Here is a 19,561-nt window from a genome sequence, read left to right as displayed (position 1 = left end):
GCATCGAGATCTTTTGCTTGGGCCACTGATGGCATTTTGATAGAGTCCGCGTCTAATAAGGAGTCGGTGAAGGAAGGAGTCTGGTTTGGGCGCGGGCAAGAAGATTTTAGGGTTGATAGCGCTGTTGCTGATGGCGGCCCTGTGGGGCAGTTACTTTTACGTGTTCAAAGAGAACCGTAACGGCCAGCTCGGGGATGCATTCGACAGCTACGCCTGGTGCGGCACGCCGCCTGCCAGCGATAGCAGCGGGCAGGGCAAGGATCAACTGTCACTGCGCATCACCAACAACGTTCACGGCGAGTTCATGCTCTCGGGGGCGGTTGTCGTTTCCGAGCGAACCTTTGATCGCTACGATCTGGGCCGCAACGAACTGCGGCTGCGCATGGAGCCGCTGCAATGGTCCTACGGCGTTGCGCCGATTTTCATGGAACAGGTCAAGATCAAACCCCTGAGCCGCAACCTGTCTGCAGTCAACAAAAGCGCCTATGCCGAACTTGAGTCCCGGCCCATCGATGTCCAGGGGCGGGCGACGGATTTTCCGTTCGACACCTACCGCTACGGTTACAAACCGGTGTTGTACTACCTCAAGGGTAACGAGCGCATCGACCTGCGCTTCAAAAACGTCACCACCAGCATGCAGATGTCCAACACCTTTACGCCGATTCAGAAGTACAACCGCGTCGAGTACATCAACGAGAAAAATTCGCTGATCAGCGAGCAAGACTACAAGCCCTACGGCGCCAACGAGTGCGCGTTCAGCGTCGAGCGCAAGGGCTCGTTCAAGGTGATTGTGTTGCTGTTGTTGCTGGTGATGTGCCTGCCGTTGCTGCACGTGTTCTATCGCGACGAGCCGGGCATCGATTTTCTCGCGACACTGGTAAGTATTGGGGCGATCCGGGTGTTTCTGGTGGGGCCGTTGAACGACTTCCAGCTGTACACCATCGACTTCCTGTTCGGCGCGGTGATTATCCTGGTGGGCACGGTGTCGTTGATCAAGGCGATGCGGGCCAATAGTCGACGGGAGTTGGCCGCGAAAACCGGGTCTTCGTGGTGATTGCCGCGACCGTTGCGAACCGGCCCGTGGCGAGAGATGAAATTGTGATTTTCGATACAAAAACGCCGGGCATTAGCTATACCTGTAACTCCCGTAGGCAATACTGTTGCCGTCCTTTTGACAGGAGTTTAAGCATGAAGCTTGCGTTAATGATGAGCACACTGTGCATCGCCTCGATCGGGGCGGTGGGTTGCGCCAGCAAAGTCGTCGAGCCAGATCAGTACTCCGGCTTTCTCAAGGACTACAGTCAGCTCAAGGAAGCCAAGTCGCCCTCGGGCGCCGTAGTGATGCGCTGGGTCGATCCCAAGCTCAACGTCAACAAATACACCAGTGCCTACATCGAGCCGACTCAGCTTTACCCCAAACCGCAACCGACAGTGAAAATCCCTCAGACCACGCTGAACGGCATCACCAGCTACTACGATCAGGCGCTCAAGCGCGAACTGGGTAAATCCCTGCCACTGGCCAGCGGTCCCGGCCCAGGCGTGATCGTGGTACGTGCAGCGATTACCGCCGTCAGCAGCAAGACCGAAAGCCTCAAACCGTATGAAGTGATCCCGATCGCCCTGGTGGCGGCGGCCGTCACCACCGCCAGCGGCGCTCGCGATCAGCAAACCGATCTGGCCACCGAAGCGGTATTTCTCGATGGCAGCACCAACAAAGTCATCGCCCAAGTGGTGCGCAAGGGCACCGGCAAACCGCTGGAAAACGAAGCTCAGGTGATGAAGGCCGATGACGTGAAAAACGTGATCGATGGCTGGGCTTCGGACATGAATCAATCGTTTATGAAGCTCAAGTCCAAGTAACGCGGGTTGATTGTTCGCGAAGGATCGTTCCCAAGCGTGGGAACGATCAATCCCTTTGGCTATCCCCCGGGATATTGGCCGGTGTGACGGTGAGCGCAATTGGTGCCGCATGACTTTGCATTGTCTGGGCACCGACACCACAACTTGCGAAAAGCGCCATCAGGCTGAATCCCGCAACGCGAAGCAAACCTTTCATAGACGTTTCCTCATTTTCCGAAGATGACATTCAGTCCGGCCTGCATGAAGGCTTTTTTTACTCTAGCAGGTGGTTGTCACGTCAACCGTCTAATCATGCTGCTCCGTTTCAGGGAGTCAGGTTTGCTTCATTACTTCTTCGCCTGCGCGCGCACGCGCTCTTCCTGTTCCCGTAGCTCCGGGGTGAACTCGGCACCGAAATCTTCGGCCTCGAATACCTGGCGAATCTCGATCTCGGCCTCCGTACCCGGCATCGGGTTGGGGCAGCGCTTGACCCACTCGATCGCTTCCTCTTTCGACTTCACCTGCCACAGCCAGTAGCCGGCGATCAGTTCCTTGGTTTCAATAAAAGGGCCGTCGATCACCGTGCGCTTGTCACCCGAAAAACGCACGCGCGCGCCTTTGCTGCTGGGTTGCAGGCCATCGCAATCGATGAGGATGCCGGCCTTGGCCAGTTCCTCGTTGTAATTGCCCATCGCGGTCATCAGTTCTTCGCTGGGCATCACACCGGCCTCGGAATCGGGGCTGGCTTTTACAATGATCATGAATCGCATGGTCTTGTCTCCGTTGTAATGTGAGTTAATCACTGTCTAGTCGAATGGCCGTCGTCTGAATCGACATCTCTTCTAACGAAATCGCAAAAAAACTGCTGACACTGCACCCCTGGGGGGGATAGGTCGGATTTTAGTGTAGTGGTAGTCTGCGAGTTCTCTGGCCACTGGAATGCCACTGCCTATGCCCGTCCTGGAACTCACCACGCTGATCCCCAACCGCACGCCCGTGCAAGTCCTCGACTTCTGCCTGGAAGGCGTGAATTTCCCGAAGATCTTCCCGGAACGGGTCACACCGTTGGGTGATCTCGATCTGAACAACCTGCGCATCGAAGCCGGCCGCCAGTTCCGTTTTCGGCACTGGATGTTCAACGTGATTCCGTCGAACTGGACGGTGGTGATCCGGGAGGTCGGCGACACGCATTTCATCGATGAAATGCTCAAGGGACCACTGCGTGCCTTTCGTCATGAACACCGGGTGGCGGCGGGCGAGGGCGGTACGCTGTACACCGACCGCGTGACCTATGCGGCGATTGGCGGTGCCTTGAGTGAAGGGCTGCTGGTGAATGCCTACATGCGGCGGATCTTCGTGGCGCGGCACCGCAATATGTTGCGGTTGCTGGGCTGACACCGTTTGTAGGGGGGCGGCGTTGTCTGGAGATCCAGTAATACAATCTGCTTTGTATTTGGGCATAGGTCGTCAGACAATTTCGTGGTTAACTTCGGCCTCGTCAAAATTCTCTACATCAACGTTCAGAAGGACTCCGTTCATGGCTCAAGTCACTCTCAAAGGCAACCCGGTTCAAGTCAACGGCCAATTGCCACAAGCCGGTTCCAAGGCGCCAGCCTTTTCCCTGGTTGCCGGCAATCTGTCCGACGTGACCCTGGCGAGCTTCGCCGGCAAACGCAAAGTGTTGAACATCTTCCCAAGCATCGACACCCCGACCTGCGCCACTTCCGTGCGCAAGTTCAACGCCCAGGCCAACGATGTAGCCAACACCGTGGTGCTGTGCATCTCGGCTGACCTGCCGTTCGCTCAAGCTCGCTTCTGCGGCGCCGAAGGCCTGGAAAACGTGCAGAACCTGTCGACCCTGCGCGGTGCCGAGTTCATCGAGAACTATGGCGTGGCGATTGCCGATGGTCCACTCAAAGGCCTGACCGCCCGTGCCGTCGTGGTTCTGGACGAAAACGACAACGTTCTGCACAGCGAACTGGTCAAGGAAATCGCTGAAGAACCGAACTACGAAGCAGCGCTCGCCGTTCTGAAGTAAGCAAAAGTAAGCAAAGTTTTACAATTGTTAACGGCCTGGCTCTGTCCAGGCCGTTTTCATTTGTGCTTCAGTGTCTTAGCTAAACCTCCTGTTCCGTAAGCCAAAGGTAAATTGCCGGTAAAGGCGCTTTGCTTAATTCCCGCCAGTGCTTATCGTTCAGCCTCCCGTAGAAAAAAGCGCACGCGCCCAATGGTTGATCATTCCATGCAATCCTCCGCTTCCCGCAATCCTCGTCGCTGGCTGTTCGGCCTGCTTGTTCTGTTGGTCATCGCCGGCCTGTGCTGGAAGTTCTGGCCCGCAGGCAGCAGCCCGAAGGAGGGCGCAGGGCAGAAAGCCGTTGCCGGGCACACGAGCCGAGCGGGGGGGATGCGTCCGGGATTCGGCGGGGCGACGGGGCCGGTTCCGGTGCGCGTGGCGCCGGTGGTCAAAGGCGATTTTCCGCTGTATTACAAGGCGCTGGGCACGGTCACGGCGCTGAACACCATCAATGTGCGCAGCCGCGTCGGTGGCGAACTGGTCAAGGTCTATTTCGAAGAAGGGCAGATGGTCAAGGCGGGTGACCTGCTGGCCGAGATCGACCCGCGTCCTTACCAGAACGCCTTGCTCCAGGCCGAAGGCACCTTGCTGCAGAATCAGGCGCAACTGAAAAACGCCCAGGTCGACGTCGAGCGCTATCGCGGCCTGTACCGCGAAGACAGTATCGCCAAGCAAACCCTGGACACCGCCGAAGCCTTGGTGGGCCAGTATCAGGGCACGGTCAAGACCAATCAGGCGGCAGTCAACGACGCCAAGCTCAATCTGGAATTCACCAAAATCCGCGCTCCGATCGCCGGGCGTGTGGGCCTGCGGCAGCTGGACGTCGGCAACCTCGTGGCGGCCAACGACACCACGGCGCTGGTGATCATCACCCAGACCCAACCGATCAGCGTGGCCTTTACCTTGCCGGAAAACAGCCTGGACACCGTGCTGGCCCGCTATCGCACCGGCGCCAAGCTGCCCGCCGAAGCCTGGGACCGTGGCGACACTAAATTGCAGGCCACCGGCGTGCTGCAGAGCCTCGATAACCAGATCGACGTCACCACCGGCACCCTGAAATTCAAGGCTCGCTACGAGAACCGCGATCAAGCGTTGTTCCCGAATCAGTTCGTCAACGTCCACCTGCTGGCCGACACCCTCAAAGACGTGGTGCTGGCGCCCTCGGCGGCGATTCAGTTCGGCACCAACGGCACGTTCGTCTATGCGCTGGACGGCGACAAGAAGGTTGCCATCCGTCAGTTGAAAGTCGGCGCCAGTGACGGGGAAAACACCGTGATCACCGAAGGCCTGGCCGTGGGCGATCGGGTGGTGCTGGAAGGCACCGACCGCCTGAAGGACGGCAGCGAAGTGGAAGTGGTCAACGACAGCAAGGATGTACCGACCACCCCGACCGAACACCTGCAAGGCAAGTCAGCCGTCACTGCGCCTGACGCGATGGCCACCGACAAGGCGAAAAAGGGCGGCGCATGAACATCTCGCGGCTGTTCATCCTTCGCCCGGTCGCCACGACCCTGAGCATGTTGGCCATTATTCTGGCCGGTGTGATCGCTTATCGGCTGCTGCCGGTGTCGGCATTGCCCCAGGTCGATTACCCGACCATCCGCGTCATGACGCTCTATCCCGGCGCCAGCCCGGATGTCATGACCAGCGCCGTGACCGCGCCGCTGGAGCGTCAATTTGGTCAGATGCCCGGCCTGACCCAGATGGCGTCGACCAGTTCCGGCGGCGCCTCGGTGCTAACCCTGCGGTTCAGCCTCGACATCAACATGGACGTCGCCGAGCAGCAAGTGCAGGCGGCGATCAACGCGGCGACCAATTTGCTGCCCAAGGATTTGCCGGCGCCGCCGGTGTACAACAAGGTCAACCCGGCGGATACCCCGGTGCTGACCCTGGCCATCACCTCCAAAACCATGCTGCTGCCCAAGCTCAATGACTTGGTTGACACCCGCATGGCGCAGAAGATTGCCCAGATCAGCGGCGTCGGCATGGTCTCTATTGCCGGCGGTCAGCGTCAGGCGGTGCGGATCAAGGTCAACCCTGAGGCCCTGGCGGCCAACGGCCTGAACCTGTCGGACGTGCGCACCTTGATCGGTGCCTCCAACGTCAACCAGCCCAAGGGCAACTTCGACGGCCCGACCCGGGTGTCGATGCTCGACGCCAACGACCAGCTGACGTCGCCCAAGGACTACGCCAACCTGATCCTCGCCTACAGCAACGGCGCGCCGTTGCGGCTCAAGGACGTGGCGCAAATCGTCGACGGCGCCGAGAACGAACGCCTGGCGGCATGGGCCAATGAAAACCAGGCCGTGCTGCTGAACATCCAGCGTCAGCCCGGCGCCAACGTCATTGAGGTGGTCGACCGGATCAAGGCCTTGCTGCCAAGCATCACCGACAATCTGCCGGCCGGCCTCGACGTCACCGTGCTCACCGACCGCACCCAGACCATCCGCGCCTCGGTCACCGACGTGCAACACGAACTGCTGATCGCCATCGCCCTGGTGGTGATGGTCACGTTCCTGTTCCTGCGGCGGGCCAGTGCCACGATCATTCCGTCGGTGGCGGTGCCGTTGTCGTTGATCGGCACCTTCGGCGTGATGTACCTCGCCGGGTTCTCGGTGAATAACCTGACCCTGATGGCGCTGACCATCGCCACCGGTTTTGTGGTGGACGATGCAATCGTGATGCTGGAGAACATTTCCCGCTTCATCGAAGAGGGCGACAGTCCGCTGCAAGCGGCGCTCAAGGGCGCCAAACAGATCGGCTTCACCCTGATTTCCCTGACGCTGTCGTTGATCGCGGTGCTGATTCCGCTGCTGTTCATGGCCGACGTGGTCGGGCGTTTATTCCGCGAGTTCGCGATCACGCTGGCGGTGGCGATACTGATTTCGCTGGTGGTGTCCCTGACCCTGACGCCGATGATGTGCGCGCGGTTGCTCAAGCGTGAGCCCAAGGAAAAAGATCAGGGCTGGTTCTACCGTTCCAGCGGTGAAGCCATTGACTGGATGATCGCCGCCTACGGGCGCAAGTTGCAGTGGGTGCTCAAGCATCAGCCGCTGACCTTGCTGGTGGCCATAGGCACCCTGGCATTGACCGTGTTCCTGTACATGGTGGTGCCCAAGGGCTTCTTCCCGGTGCAGGACACCGGGGTGATCCAGGGGATTTCCGAGGCGCCGCAGTCGATTTCCTTCGCGGCGATGAGCGAGCGCCAGCAGGAATTGGCCAAGGTGATTCTGGCTGACCCTGCGGTCGAGAGCCTGTCGTCCTACATCGGTGTTGATGGCGACAACTCGACGCTGAACAGCGGTCGTCTGCTGATCAATCTCAAGTCCCACAGCAGCCGCGACCTGAGCGCCACCCAAGTCATTGCCCGCCTGCAACCGGAGTTGGACAAGCTGGTCGGCATTCGCCTGTTCATGCAGCCGGTGCAGGACCTGACCATTGAAGATCGGGTCAGCCGCACGCAGTACCAGTTCAGTATGTCGTCGCCGGATGCCGAGTTGCTCAGCCTGTGGAGCGGGCGTCTGGTGGAAGCGCTGGCGCAACGGCCGGAGCTGACCGATGTCGCCAGCGATTTGCAGGACAAGGGTTTGCAGGTTTATCTGGTGATCGACCGCGATGCGGCGTCGCGAGTCGGCGTATCGGTGTCGAACATCACCGACGCGCTCTACGACGCCTTCGGTCAGCGGCAGATTTCCACCATTTACACTCAGGCCAGCCAGTACCGCGTGGTGCTGCAGTCGCAGTCCGGCGAGAAGATCGGCCCCGATGCGCTGAACCAGATTCACGTCAAGACCACCGATGGCGGGCAAGTGCGTTTGTCCAGCCTGGCGCATGTCGAGGAGCGTCAGGCGCAACTGGCGATCACCCACATCGGCCAGTTCCCGGCGGTGATGATGTCGTTCAACCTGGCGCCCGGCGTGGCGTTGGGGCATGCAGTGCAGATCATCGATCAGGTGCAGAAAGACATCGGCATGCCGATTGGCGTGCAGACCCAGTTCCAGGGCGCGGCCGAAGCGTTCCAGGCATCGCTGTCGAGCACCTTGCTGCTGATTCTGGCGGCGGTGGTGACCATGTACATCGTGCTCGGCGTGCTCTACGAGAGCTACATTCACCCGATCACCATCCTCTCGACCTTGCCCTCGGCGGCGGTCGGCGCCTTGCTGGCGCTGCTGTTGAGCGGCAACGACCTGGGGATGATCGCGATCATCGGCATCATCCTGCTGATTGGTATCGTGAAAAAGAACGCGATCATGATGATCGACTTCGCCCTTGAAGCTGAACGTAATCAGGGCATGGACCCGCAAGCTGCGATCTATCAGGCGGCGCTGCTGCGCTTCCGGCCGATTCTGATGACGACACTGGCGGCGTTGTTCGGCGCGGTGCCGCTGATGCTCGCCACCGGTTCCGGCGCGGAATTGCGTCAGCCGCTGGGTCTGGTGATGGTCGGTGGCTTGCTGGTGAGTCAGGTGCTGACGCTGTTTACCACGCCCGTCATTTACCTGTACTTCGACCGCCTCGGGCGGCGCTGGGGCCGTAAGCCCGAGTCCGTGGACCCGGTAGAACAGCCATGAACCTGTCCCGACCTTTCATCAAGCGCCCGGTTGCGACGATGTTGCTGAGCCTGGCGATCATGCTGCTGGGCGGCGTGAGCTTCGGCCTGTTGCCGGTATCGCCACTGCCGCAGATGGATTTCCCGGTGATCGTGGTTCAGGCCAGTCTGCCCGGCGCGAGCCCGGAGGTCATGGCCTCAACCGTGGCCACGCCGCTGGAGCGTTCCTTCGGTACCATCGCCGGGGTCAACACCATGAGCAGCCGTTCCAGTCAGGGCTCGACCCGGGTGATTCTGCAGTTCGACCTGGACCGCGACATCAACGGCGCGGCGCGGGAAGTGCAGGCGGCGATCAACGCCTCGCGCAACTTGCTGCCGAGCGGGATGCGCAGCATGCCGACCTACAAGAAGGTCAACCCATCGCAAGCGCCGATCATGGTGCTGTCGCTGACCTCGGATGTGCTGGAAAAAGGCCAGCTCTACGATTTGGCTTCGACCATTCTGTCCCAGAGTTTGTCCCAGGTGCAGGGCGTGGGTGAAGTGCAGATCGGCGGCAGTTCGTTGCCGGCGGTGCGCATCGAACTCGAACCCCAGGCGCTCAACCAGTACGGCGTGGCACTCGACGATGTGCGCACCACCATCGCCAACGCCAACGTGCGCCGGCCCAAGGGTTCGGTCGAAGACGGTCAGCGGCTGTGGCAGGTCCAGGCCAACGATCAGCTGGAAAAAGCCAAGGATTACGAGTCGCTGATCATTCACTACGCAGACGGCGCGGCCCTGCGACTGAAGGATGTGGCCAAGGTCAGCGACGGCGTCGAAGACCGCTACAACAGCGGATTCTTCAACGATGACGCGGCAGTCTTGCTGGTAATCAACCGCCAGGCCGGCGCCAACATCATCGAGACGGTCAACGAGATCAAGGCGCAGTTGCCGGCGTTGCAGGCGGTGCTGCCGGCCAGCGTCAAGCTGAACCTGGCGATGGACCGTTCGCCGGTGATCAAGGCCACGTTGCGCGAAGCGGAAATGACCCTGTTGATCGCCGTGGCGCTGGTGATTCTGGTGGTGTTCCTGTTCCTCGGTAACTTGCGCGCCTCGCTGATCCCGACCCTGGCGGTGCCGGTGTCGCTGGTGGGCACGTTTGCGGTGATGTACCTCTACGGGTTCTCCCTGAACAACTTGTCGCTGATGGCGCTGATTCTGGCCACCGGGCTGGTGGTAGACGATGCCATTGTGGTGCTGGAGAACATTTCCCGGCACATCGACAAGGGCGTACCGCCGATGAAGGCCGCGTACCTCGGGGCGCAGGAAGTTGGCTTCACGCTGCTGTCGATGAACGTCTCGCTGGTGGCGGTGTTCCTGTCGATCCTGTTCATGGGCGGGATCATCGAAAGCCTGTTCCGCGAATTTTCCATCACCCTGGCGGCTGCCATCGTGGTGTCGTTGCTGGTGTCGCTGACACTGACGCCGATGCTCTGCGCGCGCTGGCTCAAGCCGCATACGCCGGGGCAGGAAAACCGCCTGCAACGCTGGAGCCAGCGGGCCAACGAGTGGATGGTCGGCAAATACGCCACCAGCCTCGACTGGGTGCTGCGTCATCGCCGACTGACCTTGCTCAGCCTGTTCGTGACGATTGGCGTTAACATTGCACTGTATGTTGTTGTTCCTAAAACCTTTCTTCCCCAACAAGACACCGGCCAGCTGATCGGTTTTGTGCGCGGCGATAATGGCCTGTCGTTCAGCGTGATGCAGCCGAAGATGGAAACCTTCCGCCGCGCCGTGCTCAAGGACGACGCGGTGCAAAGCGTTGCAGGGTTCATCGGTGGCAACAACGGCACCAATAACGCGTTCATGCTGGTGCGGCTCAAGCCGATCAAGGAACGCAACCTGTCCGCGCAGAAAGTCATCGAGCGTTTGCGCAAGGAAATGCCCAAAGTGCCCGGTGCGCAACTGATGCTGATGGCCGACCAGGACCTGCAATTCGGCGGCGGTCGCGAGCAAACCACCTCGCAGTACTCCTACATCCTGCAAAGTGGCGATCTCGGCGCGTTACGCGAGTGGTATCCGAAAGTCGTTGCCGCCTTCAAGGCCTTGCCTGAGCTGACGGCGATTGACGCCCGCGAAGGCCGTGGCGCCCAGCAAGTGACGCTGATCGTCGATCGCGATCAGGCCAAGCGGCTGGGCGTGGACATGAACATGGTCACGGCAGTGCTGAACAACGCCTACAGCCAGCGGCAGATTTCGACGATCTACGACAGCCTCAACCAGTATCAGGTGGTGATGGAGGTCAATCCGAAATACGCCCAGGACCCGGTCACCCTGAACCAGGTCAAAGTGATCACTGCCGACGGCGCGCGAATTCCGTTGTCGACCATCGCCCACTATGAAAACAGTCTGGAAGGCGACCGGGTCAGCCACGAAGGCCAGTTCGCTTCGGAAAGCATCGCCTTCGACATGGCCGAAGGCGTGACGGTGGAGCAGGGCTCGGCGGCCATCGAACGGGCGATTGCCAAGGTTGGCCTGCCGGAAGACGTGATCGCGAAAATGGCCGGCACCGCCGACGCTTTCGCCGCCGCCCAGAAGAGCCAGCCGTGGATGATTCTCGGCGCGCTGGTGGCGGTATATCTGGTACTGGGTGTGCTGTATGAAAGCTACATTCATCCGCTGACCATTCTGTCGACCTTGCCGTCGGCGGGGGTCGGCGCGTTGCTGTCGATCTATGTGCTGGGCGGTGAGTTCAGCCTGATCTCCTTGCTCGGGCTGTTCCTGCTGATTGGCGTGGTGAAGAAAAACGCCATTCTGATGATTGACCTGGCGCTGCAACTGGAACGGCATCAGGGCCTGGAGCCGCTGGAATCGATCCGCAGCGCCTGCCTGCAACGGCTGCGACCGATTCTGATGACCACCCTGGCGGCGATCCTCGGTGCCTTGCCGTTGCTGCTGAGCCGCGCTGAAGGGGCGGAAATGCGTCAGCCGTTGGGCCTGACCATCATCGGCGGGCTGGTCTTCAGCCAGGTGCTGACCCTTTACACCACCCCGGTGGTTTACCTCTATCTCGACAAACTGCGCCATCGTTTCAACCGCTGGCGTGGGGTGCGTACCGATGCTGCTCTGGAAACTCCGCTATGACTGACCGTTCGCTTCTCAACCTGGCTGCACCGCTGATCACGGCCCGAGGCTCGCGTTTGCTGAGCCTGTCGCTGTGCGTGGCGATGCTCAGCGCCTGCGCCATCGGCCCGGATTACCAGCGCCCGCAAGCCGCCGCACCGGCGCAGTACAAAGAGGCGGCCGGCTGGCGTCAGGCCAACCCCAGCGATTCGTTGGCGCGCGGTGCCTGGTGGGAGCTGTATGGCGATCAGCAGCTCAACGGTCTGATCGAAAAGCTCAACAGCGCCAACCAGACCGTCGCCCAGTCCGAAGCCCAGTACCGCCAGGCCCAGGCCTTGGTGCGCAGTGCCCGGGGGGCTTTTTTCCCGACGGTGGACCTGACCGTCAGCAAGAACCGCTCCAGCCAGGGCACCGGCAGCAGCAGTTCGAGCCTGAGCAGTTCGTCCAGCGGCATCCGTGACACTTACTCGGCACAGGCCGGGGTCAGTTGGGAAGCCGACATCTGGGGCAAATTGCGCCGAGGCCTGGAAGCCGACACGGCCAACGCCCAGGCGAGCTTTGCCGACCTGGCGGCGATGCGCCTGAGCCAGCAATCGGAACTGGTGCAGAACTACCTGCAACTTCGGGTGATCGACGAACAGAAACGCCTGCTGGAAGCGACAGTCGAGGCCTATCAGCGCTCGCTGAAAATGACCGAAAATCAGTACCGCGCCGGCGTCTCCGGCAAGGATGCGGTGGCCCAGGCCACCACTCAGCTCAAAACCACTCAGGCGGAAATGGTCGATCTGATCTGGCAGCGCGCGCAGTTCGAGAACGCCATCGCCGTGCTGATCGGCCTGCCACCGGCCGAATTCAGCCTGGCCGAAACCAAAGACATTCCGGCGTTGCCTCAAGTGCCGCTGAGCCTGCCTTCACAGTTGCTGGAACGCCGTCCGGACATCGCCTCCGCCGAACGCTCGGTGATGGCCGCCAACGCCAACATCGGCGTGGCCAAAGCTGCCTATTACCCGGACCTGACCCTGAACATGAACGGCGGTTATAGCAGCAGCACCTACGCCAACTGGATCAGCCTGCCGAACCGTTTCTGGTCGGTTGGGCCGCAACTGGCCATGACCCTGTTCGACGGCGGCCAGCGCTCGGCGGAAGTGGATCGCAGTGAAGCGGCCTACGACGAGACTGTCGCCAAATACCGCCAGACCGTGCTCGATGGTTTTCGCGAGGTAGAAAATTACCTGGTGCAGCTCAAGGTGCTGGAAGACGAAGCCGTGGTGCGCCAGGAAGCACTGGATGCGGCGCGCGAGTCCCTTCGCTTGACCCAGAACCAGTACAAGGCCGGGTTGATCGCTTATCTGGATGTGGTGGTGGTTCAGGCCACGGCGTTGAACAACGAACGCAACGTGCTGAACTTGTTGCAGAGTCGGTTGATTGCCAGCGTGCAGTTGATTGCCGCGCTGGGCGGCGGGTGGGACGGGCAGCTTCAGGTCAGCGACAAGCAATAGCACAAGTTGATTGATCGTTCCCACGCTCCGCGTGGGAATGCCTCACCGGACGCTCCGCGTCCGCTTCTGCATGGGACGCGGAGCGTCCCTGGCTGCATTCCCACGCAGAGCGTGGGAACGATCAATCCGACAAGCTCCCTCGCCACAATCATCTTGATGGCCTTTTGGTTACTTTGTGAGTGCGTTCGTCCGCGGAATCAGTACAATCGCCGGCTTTGCTCCCCGAGAACAAACACAGTACAGCGGGGACGGTTGCGAGAAATCCCATGCTCATCGGTAGCTATTCCCTTACGCTGGTTTTCATATCGCTGTGTGTGGCGATACTGGCTTCTTATACCGCGCTCGACCTCACCGGACGCATCGCCACGGCCAAGGGCCGAGCGGTGCATTTATGGACGGTCGGTGGCGCTTTTGCGATGGGCATCGGCGTGTGGTCGATGCATTTCATCGGCATGCTTGCGTTCACGTTGCCGATCGACCTGGGCTACGACACCACCCTCACGGCGCTGTCACTGTTGATCGCAGTCCTGTCTTGCGGCTTTGCCCTGTGGCTGGTCAGTCAGCCACGGCTGCCGGCCTGGCAACTGGCGTTCGGCGCGCTGGTCATGGGCGCTGGCATCAGTGCGATGCATTACACCGGCATGGCCGCCATGCGCATGCAGCCGGGCATCGATTACGATCCGACCCTGTTTGGCGCGTCGCTGCTGATTGCCGTCGGCGCGTCGGGAGCGGCGTTATGGATCGCTTTCCGCCTGCGCCAGCACACGCCGCATGTTCGCCTGTTCCGTGCGGGTGCTGCAGTCGTCATGGGCATCGCCATTGTCGGCATGCACTACACCGGCATGGCTGCGGCACGCTTTGCCGATGGCAGTTTCTGTGGCGCAGCGATCAGTGGCTTGAACGGCAAGGGGCTGGACAGCCTGGTGCTGATCACCACCTTGGCGATATTGAGCATCGCCTTGCTGACGTCGATCCTCGATGCCCGGCTGGAGGCTCGCACTGCGGACCTCGCCCACTCGCTGACCGTGGCCAACCGCGAACTCACTCAACTGGCCTTGCACGACACCCTGACCGGTTTGCCCAACCGCATGTTGCTGGCCGACCGTATCGATCAGGCCATGTCGAAAGTGCAGGAGCAGGGCGGCTGCTTTGCGCTGATGTTCATTGATCTGGACGGCTTCAAACCGGTCAACGATGCGTTCGGCCATCACATGGGCGACCAGCTGTTGCGTGAAGTTGCATTGCGCCTGCGCGAAGACCTGCGTAGCCAGGACACCCTGGCGCGGATCGGTGGCGACGAGTTCGTGTTGCTGGTGCGCCTGAACGAGCCGAACGATGCGCTGAACCTGGCGGAGCGTCAGGTCGAGTTGATTGCGCGCTCGTTCCGGGTCGCCGAACATGACTTGCAGATTTCCGCCAGTGTCGGCATCGCGCTCTATCCGGGCAACGGTCAGACGGCCGAAGAGTTGCTGATGAACGCCGATGCCGCGATGTACCACGCCAAAGGCGCCGGGAAAAACGGTCATCGCTTCTTCGACGCCTCGATGAACAGCAACGCGCGCAAACAGCTGCAATTGCTCCAGGACTTGCGCAGTGCCGTCGATCAGCAACAGTTCAAACTTTATTACCAGCCCAAATTCGACGCCGGTCATGGCCGACCAGTGGGCGCCGAGGCGTTGCTGCGCTGGGAGCATCCGACCCTGGGCCTGCTGCAGCCGGACACGTTCATTGATCTCGCAGAGAAGACCGGGCTGATCATTCCGATTGGCGAGTGGGTGCTCAACGAAGCCTGCCGGCAGATGCGCGAGTGGTACGTGCTCGGTTACACCGATTGGCGTATCGCGGTGAACCTCTCAGCCTTGCAATTCTGCCATGCGGGGCTGGTGCAGAGCGTTGCCAAGTCTCTGGCCGCCCATCATCTGCCGGCCAACAGCCTGACCCTGGAAATCACCGAAACTACCGCGATGAGCGACGCCGATGCGAGCATGACGGTGTTGCAGGAACTGTCGGAAATGGGCGTCGACCTGTCCATCGATGACTTTGGCACCGGCTATTCGAGTTTGATGTACCTCAAGCGCCTGCCGGCCAATGAACTGAAGATCGACCGGGGTTTCGTCCGCGATCTGGAGCACGACAGCGACGACGCGGCCATTGTCTCGGCCATCGTCGCTCTCGGCCAGGCGCTGGGCTTGCGGATCGTCGCCGAAGGGGTGGAAACCGATGTCCAGCAAGACTTCCTGACCCAGCTGGGCTGCGATTCGTTGCAGGGCTACTTGCTTGGGCACCCGCTGCCGGCCGATCGCTTCATGGTCGACATACACCGAGGGGAGCAATTGGCTACCGGCTGATGGACCCCTGTGATGATGGGGGATTGCCTGTGGCGAGGGAGCTTGCTCCCGCTGGGCAGCGAAGCGGCCCCCTCATTTCTTCAGACCTACCAGGTTGCCTGAATTTACGACTGCTTCGCAGCCGAGCGGGAGCAAGCTCCCTCGCCACAGGTTTGCCACCACCGGGTTGAAGCAGGCCCATGCAAAACCGCGCAATGGCGGTTATTCTTGGCCCGACTGCTTACGCTTGGAACGGGGGAAAGCCTGCATGGACAAAGTCATCGTCATCACCGGCGGCAGCCGCGGAATCGGTGCCGCCACGGCCCTGTTGGCCGCCGAGCAGGGTTATCGGATCTGCATCAACTATCAGTCCGACGAACAGGCGGCGCTCAGTGTGCTGGAGCAAGTCCGCGCTCGCGGCGCCCAAGCTATCGCCGTGCGCGCCGACGTCAGCATCGAAGACGAAGTGATCGCACTGTTTCATCGGGTGGACACCGAACTGGGCCGGGTCACGGCGCTGGTGAACAACGCCGGCACCGTCGGGCAAAAGTCGCGGATCGACGAAATGTCGGAATTCCGTATTCTGAAAATCCTCAAGACCAACGTCCTGGCTCCGATCCTCTGCGCCAAACACGCGATTTTGCGCATGTCACCCAAACATGGTGGGCAGGGCGGCAGCATCGTCAACGTCTCCTCGGTCGCCTCGCGTTTGGGATCACCCAACGAGTACGTGGATTACGCCGCCTCCAAGGGGGCGCTGGACAGCTTCACCATCGGCCTGTCCAAGGAAGTGGCGGGCGAGGGAATTCGCGTCAATGCGGTGCGGCCGGGTTACATCTACACCGATTTCCATGCATTGAGCGGCGATCCGGATCGGGTCAGCAAGCTGGAATCGGCGATCCCGATGGCGCGCGGTGGGCGGCCGGATGAAGTGGCGGAGGCGATTGTGTGGTTGTTGTCGGATAAGGCGTCGTATGCGACCGGGACTTTCGTCGATCTTGGCGGTGGGCGGTAAAGATCAGGAGCAAGATCAAAAGATCGCAGCCTTCGGCAGCTCCTACGCGCCTGTGGGCGCCGCGATCTTTTGCTGTTAAAAGGACCTGACAATCCGCCCCAACGTCTCCATCGCCTTCTCCGAATCCTCGGTCCACGGGCTGCCATAATTCAACCGGATACAATTCCTGAACCGCTGGGTCGGTGAAAAAATCGGCCCCGGTGCAATGCTGATCCCCTGCGCCAACGCCATCTGGAACAACTTCAACGAATCCATTTGCGGTGGCAGTTCCAGCCACAGGAAGTAACCGCCGGCCGGTTGGCTGACGCGGGTCTGGGCCGGGAAGTAGCGGGCGATGGCGGCGAGCATGGCACTTTGCTGTTCTTCAAGGGCGTAACGCAGTTTGCGCAGGTGCCTGTCGTAGCCGCCGTGTTGCAGGTAATCGGCGATAGCTGCCTGGGCGGGCATCGAGGCGCACAGCGAGGTCATGAGTTTCAAGCGTTCGATTTTCTGCGCATACCGCCCGGCGGCGACCCAGCCGATACGGTAGCCGGGGGCCAGGCTCTTGGCGAACGAACCGCAATGCATCACCAGCCCCTCGGTGTCGAACGCCTTGGCCGGTTTCGGTGCCTGTTGCCCGTAATAGAGCTCGGCGTAGACGTCGTCTTCGATCAGCGGCACCTGATGGCTGCGTAACAACTCCACCAATTCCTGTTTCTTCGCCTCGGGCATGGTCGCGCCCATGGGGTTCTGGAAACTGGTCATGCACCAGCAGGCCTTGATCGGGTGCCGTTCGAGGGTCTGGGCGAGTACGCCGAGGTCGATGCCGTCTCGTGGGTGGACGGGGATTTCCACGGCTTTGAGCTTCAGCCGTTCCAGCACTTGCAGGCTGGCGTAAAACGCCGGGGCTTCGATGGCCACCAGATCGCCGGGCTCGGTGACGGCTTGCAGACACAGGTTCAGCGCTTCCAGCGCGCCGTTGGTGATCAGCAGTTCTTCCATCGGCAACATCAACCCGCCGACCATGTAGCGCAGGGCAATTTGCCGACGCAGTTGCGGGTTGCCCGGCGACATGTCGGTGACCACCATGCGCGGGTCCATTTCCCGGGCGGCACTGGCCAGCGAGCGGGACAAACGCTGCAGCGGGAACAGCGTGGGGCTGGGGAAGGCCGAGCCGAAGGGCACAGTGGTCGGGTCCTTGATCGAGTCCAGCACCGAGAACACCAGTTCGCTGACGTCGACTTCGGTGGACTCGTTGACCTGGCTGCTGATCACCGGCTCCGAGAACGGGCTTGGTGCATGCGCATTGACGAAGTAGCCGGAACGCGGTCGCGCGCGGATCAGGCCACGACGTTCGAGCAAGTAATAGGCCTGGAACACCGTGGACGGGCTGACGCCGTAAGTCTGGCTGGCGTAGCGCACCGACGGCACCCGATGGCCGGGGCCGAGAACGCCGGAGCGGATCAGTTCAGCGATGTCATCGGCGAATTTTTCGTAGCGTTTCATCGAGTGCCCGGTTCTAAGTTATTCAGTGGGTGCGCTGTTGTGGCGAGGGAGCTTGCTCCCGCTGGGGTGCGCAGCGCCCCCAAAAATTTACGACTGCTGCGCAGCCGAGCGGGAGCAAGCTCCCTCGCCACAGGGGACCGCATCTGACAAAGGATTGCATCTTAAAGACTCAACGGTTCATCGGTGCAACAAACCGGCTCTTGGCCACGCTATAGATGTCCGGCTCATCGCTGTCGACAACCTTGAAACTGATCGTCTGCGAGCTGCTGCTTGGCCGTTCCGTGGTCATCGCCACCGACACCGGCACATCGACAATTTCACCGGGGGCCAGGCTCAGTTCGGTCTTGCCTTGCAACTGGAAGCCGTCGTCATCGACCAGCGTCAGACGGTAATCCTGACGTTGCTGGGTCTTGTTGATGACCTTCAGGCTGTAGATGTTTTCTATCTGGCCTTCACTGTTCTCGCGGAACAGGCCACGGTCCTTGCTCACGTCCAGCGACACCATCGGCCGTTCCACCAGGGCCAGGGCGAAGGCGCCGATCATCACCAGCAGCACCGCGGTGTAACCGATCAGGCGCGGGCGCAGCAGGTGGGTCTTGCCACCCTGCAATTGATGCTCCGAGGTGTAGCTGATCAGCCCTCGGTCGTAACCCATTTTGTCCATGATCGAATCGCAGGCGTCGATGCATGCGGCGCAACCGATGCATTCCATCTGCAAGCCATCGCGAATGTCGATGCCGGTCGGGCAGACTTGCACGCACACCTGACAGTCGATGCAATCGCCCAGTCCGACCTCGGCGGGTTTCACTTCACGTTTGCGCGGGCCACGGTTTTCGCCGCGAGCCACGTCGTAGGAAATGGTCAGGGTGTCCTTGTCGAACATCACGCTCTGGAACCGCGCATACGGACACATGTGCATGCACACCGCTTCGCGCAGCCAACCGGCGTTGATGTAAGTGGCGCCGGTGAAAAACAGCACCCAGAACAGGCTGACACCGCCGATTTGCAAGGTCAGCAGCTCTTCGGCCAGGGGCCGGATCGGTGTGAAGTAGCCGACAAAGGTCAGGCCGGTGAGCAGGCTGATCGCCAGCCACAAGGTGTGTTTGGCCGAGCGGCGGAGCAGTTTGTTCAGGCCCCAGGGCGCGGCTTGCAGCTTGATACGCTGGTTGCGCTCGCCTTCGGTGATCTTCTCGCACCACATAAAGATCCAGGTCCAGGAGCTCTGCGGGCAGGTGTAACCGCACCAGACCCGGCCTGCGAACACGGTGATCGCAAACAGACCGAAGGCGGCAATGATCAGCAGCGCCGACAGCAGGATGAAATCCTGGGGCCAGAAGGTCGCGCCGAAGATGTGGAACTTGCTTTCGGACAGGTCCCAGAGCACCGCCTGGCGGCCGCCCCAGTTCAGCCACACCGTGCCGAAGAACAGCAGAAACAGAAACCCCGCGCCGCTCATGCGCAGGGTGCGGAACAGGCCGGTGAAGCTGCGGGTGTGGATCAGGTTGTCGCTGGACTTGGCCTTCATCTTTGGACGCGAAGGCTCGTTGTTTTTTATGAATGAGGCAGGTTCAACGGTTCGGACGGGGATTCTATCGCTCATGGTCTTTCGCTCATCAGCCTCCATCAGGCCTGAGCACTATGACCAGCGATCTGTTTGCATAACAGACT

The 19,561-nt window shown here is 60.8% G+C and carries 14 protein-coding genes; 10 read left to right on the top strand and 4 right to left on the bottom strand.

The genetic code is table 11. The annotated features are described in order from the left end of the window. Positions 1 to 85 precede the first annotated feature (85 nt). Both AC1RO5_RS24855 and AC1RO5_RS24850 read left to right on the top strand, forming a co-directional pair. Complete coding sequence (locus tag AC1RO5_RS24855) at positions 86 to 1,054, top strand: hypothetical protein (protein ID WP_493178194.1); 969 nt, start codon at positions 86 to 88, stop codon at positions 1,052 to 1,054. A gap of 134 nt (positions 1,055 to 1,188) precedes the next feature. Continuing rightward, positions 1,189 to 1,860: a DUF3313 domain-containing protein gene (locus AC1RO5_RS24850; RefSeq protein ID WP_493178193.1), complete on the top strand. Its 672-nt coding sequence runs from the start codon at positions 1,189 to 1,191 to the stop codon at positions 1,858 to 1,860. Positions 1,861 to 1,906: 46 nt separating this feature from the next. On the opposite strand, the gene AC1RO5_RS24845 is transcribed toward AC1RO5_RS24850, so the two are convergent. Next, entirely contained in the window at positions 1,907 to 2,056 is a 150-nt protein-coding gene (locus AC1RO5_RS24845) for a hypothetical protein (RefSeq protein WP_493178192.1), read from the bottom strand. Positions 2,057 to 2,186: 130 nt separating this feature from the next. Next, a complete protein-coding gene (locus AC1RO5_RS24840; RefSeq protein WP_493178191.1) occupies positions 2,187 to 2,609 on the bottom strand; it encodes a YciI family protein in 423 nt (140 codons plus the stop codon). Between the two features lie 181 nt (positions 2,610 to 2,790). Between AC1RO5_RS24840 and AC1RO5_RS24835 the strand changes: the two genes are divergently transcribed. The 8 genes from AC1RO5_RS24835 to AC1RO5_RS24800 all read left to right on the top strand — a co-directional run bounded on the left by AC1RO5_RS24835 (position 2,791) and on the right by AC1RO5_RS24800 (position 16,408). Next, positions 2,791 to 3,234, top strand: a complete 444-nt coding sequence (locus AC1RO5_RS24835) for an SRPBCC family protein (protein ID WP_493178189.1) — start codon at positions 2,791 to 2,793, stop codon at positions 3,232 to 3,234. A 142-nt stretch (positions 3,235 to 3,376) separates the two neighbouring features. Then, the gene (gene tpx, locus AC1RO5_RS24830) at positions 3,377 to 3,877 is read left to right on the top strand and encodes a thiol peroxidase (protein WP_007940656.1); all 501 of its coding nucleotides are present in this window, start codon (positions 3,377 to 3,379) and stop codon (positions 3,875 to 3,877) included. A gap of 189 nt (positions 3,878 to 4,066) precedes the next feature. Further along, positions 4,067 to 5,383 carry an MdtA/MuxA family multidrug efflux RND transporter periplasmic adaptor subunit gene (locus AC1RO5_RS24825; protein ID WP_493178188.1) on the top strand — a complete coding sequence of 439 codons (1,317 nt, stop codon included), beginning with the start codon at positions 4,067 to 4,069 and terminating at the stop codon, positions 5,381 to 5,383. After that, positions 5,380 to 8,484 carry an MdtB/MuxB family multidrug efflux RND transporter permease subunit gene (locus tag AC1RO5_RS24820; protein ID WP_493178185.1) on the top strand — a complete coding sequence of 1,035 codons (3,105 nt, stop codon included), beginning with the start codon at positions 5,380 to 5,382 and terminating at the stop codon, positions 8,482 to 8,484. The genes AC1RO5_RS24825 and AC1RO5_RS24820 overlap by 4 nt, the downstream gene beginning before the upstream one ends. Next, on the top strand, positions 8,481 to 11,588 hold the full coding sequence (locus tag AC1RO5_RS24815; protein WP_493178182.1) for an efflux RND transporter permease subunit: 3,108 nt from the start codon (positions 8,481 to 8,483) through the stop codon (positions 11,586 to 11,588). The genes AC1RO5_RS24820 and AC1RO5_RS24815 overlap by 4 nt, the downstream gene beginning before the upstream one ends. After that, positions 11,585 to 13,066, top strand: a complete 1,482-nt coding sequence (locus tag AC1RO5_RS24810; protein WP_493178181.1) for an efflux transporter outer membrane subunit — start codon at positions 11,585 to 11,587, stop codon at positions 13,064 to 13,066. Before AC1RO5_RS24815 ends, AC1RO5_RS24810 begins: the two co-directional genes overlap by 4 nt. A gap of 266 nt (positions 13,067 to 13,332) precedes the next feature. Next, positions 13,333 to 15,414: a putative bifunctional diguanylate cyclase/phosphodiesterase gene (locus tag AC1RO5_RS24805; RefSeq protein WP_493178179.1), complete on the top strand. Its 2,082-nt coding sequence runs from the start codon at positions 13,333 to 13,335 to the stop codon at positions 15,412 to 15,414. Between the two features lie 247 nt (positions 15,415 to 15,661). Further along, positions 15,662 to 16,408 (top strand): SDR family oxidoreductase, encoded by a 747-nt coding sequence (locus AC1RO5_RS24800; protein WP_493178177.1) that lies wholly within the window; start codon positions 15,662 to 15,664, stop codon positions 16,406 to 16,408. Positions 16,409 to 16,483: 75 nt separating this feature from the next. Here the strand turns inward: AC1RO5_RS24800 and mapR are convergent, their stop codons facing one another. Beyond that, on the bottom strand, positions 16,484 to 17,893 hold the full coding sequence (gene mapR, locus AC1RO5_RS24795) for a GntR family transcriptional regulator MpaR (RefSeq protein ID WP_019579269.1): 1,410 nt from the start codon (positions 17,891 to 17,893) through the stop codon (positions 16,484 to 16,486). A gap of 169 nt (positions 17,894 to 18,062) precedes the next feature. After that, positions 18,063 to 19,493, bottom strand: a complete 1,431-nt coding sequence (ccoG, locus tag AC1RO5_RS24790) for a cytochrome c oxidase accessory protein CcoG (RefSeq protein WP_493178176.1) — start codon at positions 19,491 to 19,493, stop codon at positions 18,063 to 18,065. Positions 19,494 to 19,561: the final 68 nt, after the last annotated feature.

The sequence above is a fragment of the Pseudomonas sp. GW822-FHT02G04 genome (genome assembly GCF_058802085.1).
Note: the sequence above shows the minus strand (reverse complement) of the source record. Positions and strands in the feature narration are given on the sequence as shown.

What these genes read in the sequence shown, in the direction of transcription:
- AC1RO5_RS24850 (WP_493178193.1), top strand. Translation starts at nt 1,189, where the DNA reads ATGAAGCTTGCGTTAATGATGAGCACACTGTGCATCGCCTCGATCGGG.
- AC1RO5_RS24845 (WP_493178192.1), bottom strand. Translation starts at nt 2,056, where the DNA reads ATGAAAGGTTTGCTTCGCGTTGCGGGATTCAGCCTGATGGCGCTTTTC.
- AC1RO5_RS24840 (WP_493178191.1), bottom strand. Translation starts at nt 2,609, where the DNA reads ATGCGATTCATGATCATTGTAAAAGCCAGCCCCGATTCCGAGGCCGGT.
- AC1RO5_RS24835 (WP_493178189.1), top strand. Translation starts at nt 2,791, where the DNA reads ATGCCCGTCCTGGAACTCACCACGCTGATCCCCAACCGCACGCCCGTG.
- tpx (WP_007940656.1), top strand. Translation starts at nt 3,377, where the DNA reads ATGGCTCAAGTCACTCTCAAAGGCAACCCGGTTCAAGTCAACGGCCAA.
- AC1RO5_RS24825 (WP_493178188.1), top strand. Translation starts at nt 4,067, where the DNA reads ATGGTTGATCATTCCATGCAATCCTCCGCTTCCCGCAATCCTCGTCGC.
- AC1RO5_RS24820 (WP_493178185.1), top strand. Translation starts at nt 5,380, where the DNA reads ATGAACATCTCGCGGCTGTTCATCCTTCGCCCGGTCGCCACGACCCTG.
- AC1RO5_RS24815 (WP_493178182.1), top strand. Translation starts at nt 8,481, where the DNA reads ATGAACCTGTCCCGACCTTTCATCAAGCGCCCGGTTGCGACGATGTTG.
- AC1RO5_RS24810 (WP_493178181.1), top strand. Translation starts at nt 11,585, where the DNA reads ATGACTGACCGTTCGCTTCTCAACCTGGCTGCACCGCTGATCACGGCC.
- AC1RO5_RS24805 (WP_493178179.1), top strand. Translation starts at nt 13,333, where the DNA reads ATGCTCATCGGTAGCTATTCCCTTACGCTGGTTTTCATATCGCTGTGT.
- AC1RO5_RS24800 (WP_493178177.1), top strand. Translation starts at nt 15,662, where the DNA reads ATGGACAAAGTCATCGTCATCACCGGCGGCAGCCGCGGAATCGGTGCC.
- mapR (WP_019579269.1), bottom strand. Translation starts at nt 17,893, where the DNA reads ATGAAACGCTACGAAAAATTCGCCGATGACATCGCTGAACTGATCCGC.
- ccoG (WP_493178176.1), bottom strand. Translation starts at nt 19,493, where the DNA reads ATGAGCGATAGAATCCCCGTCCGAACCGTTGAACCTGCCTCATTCATA.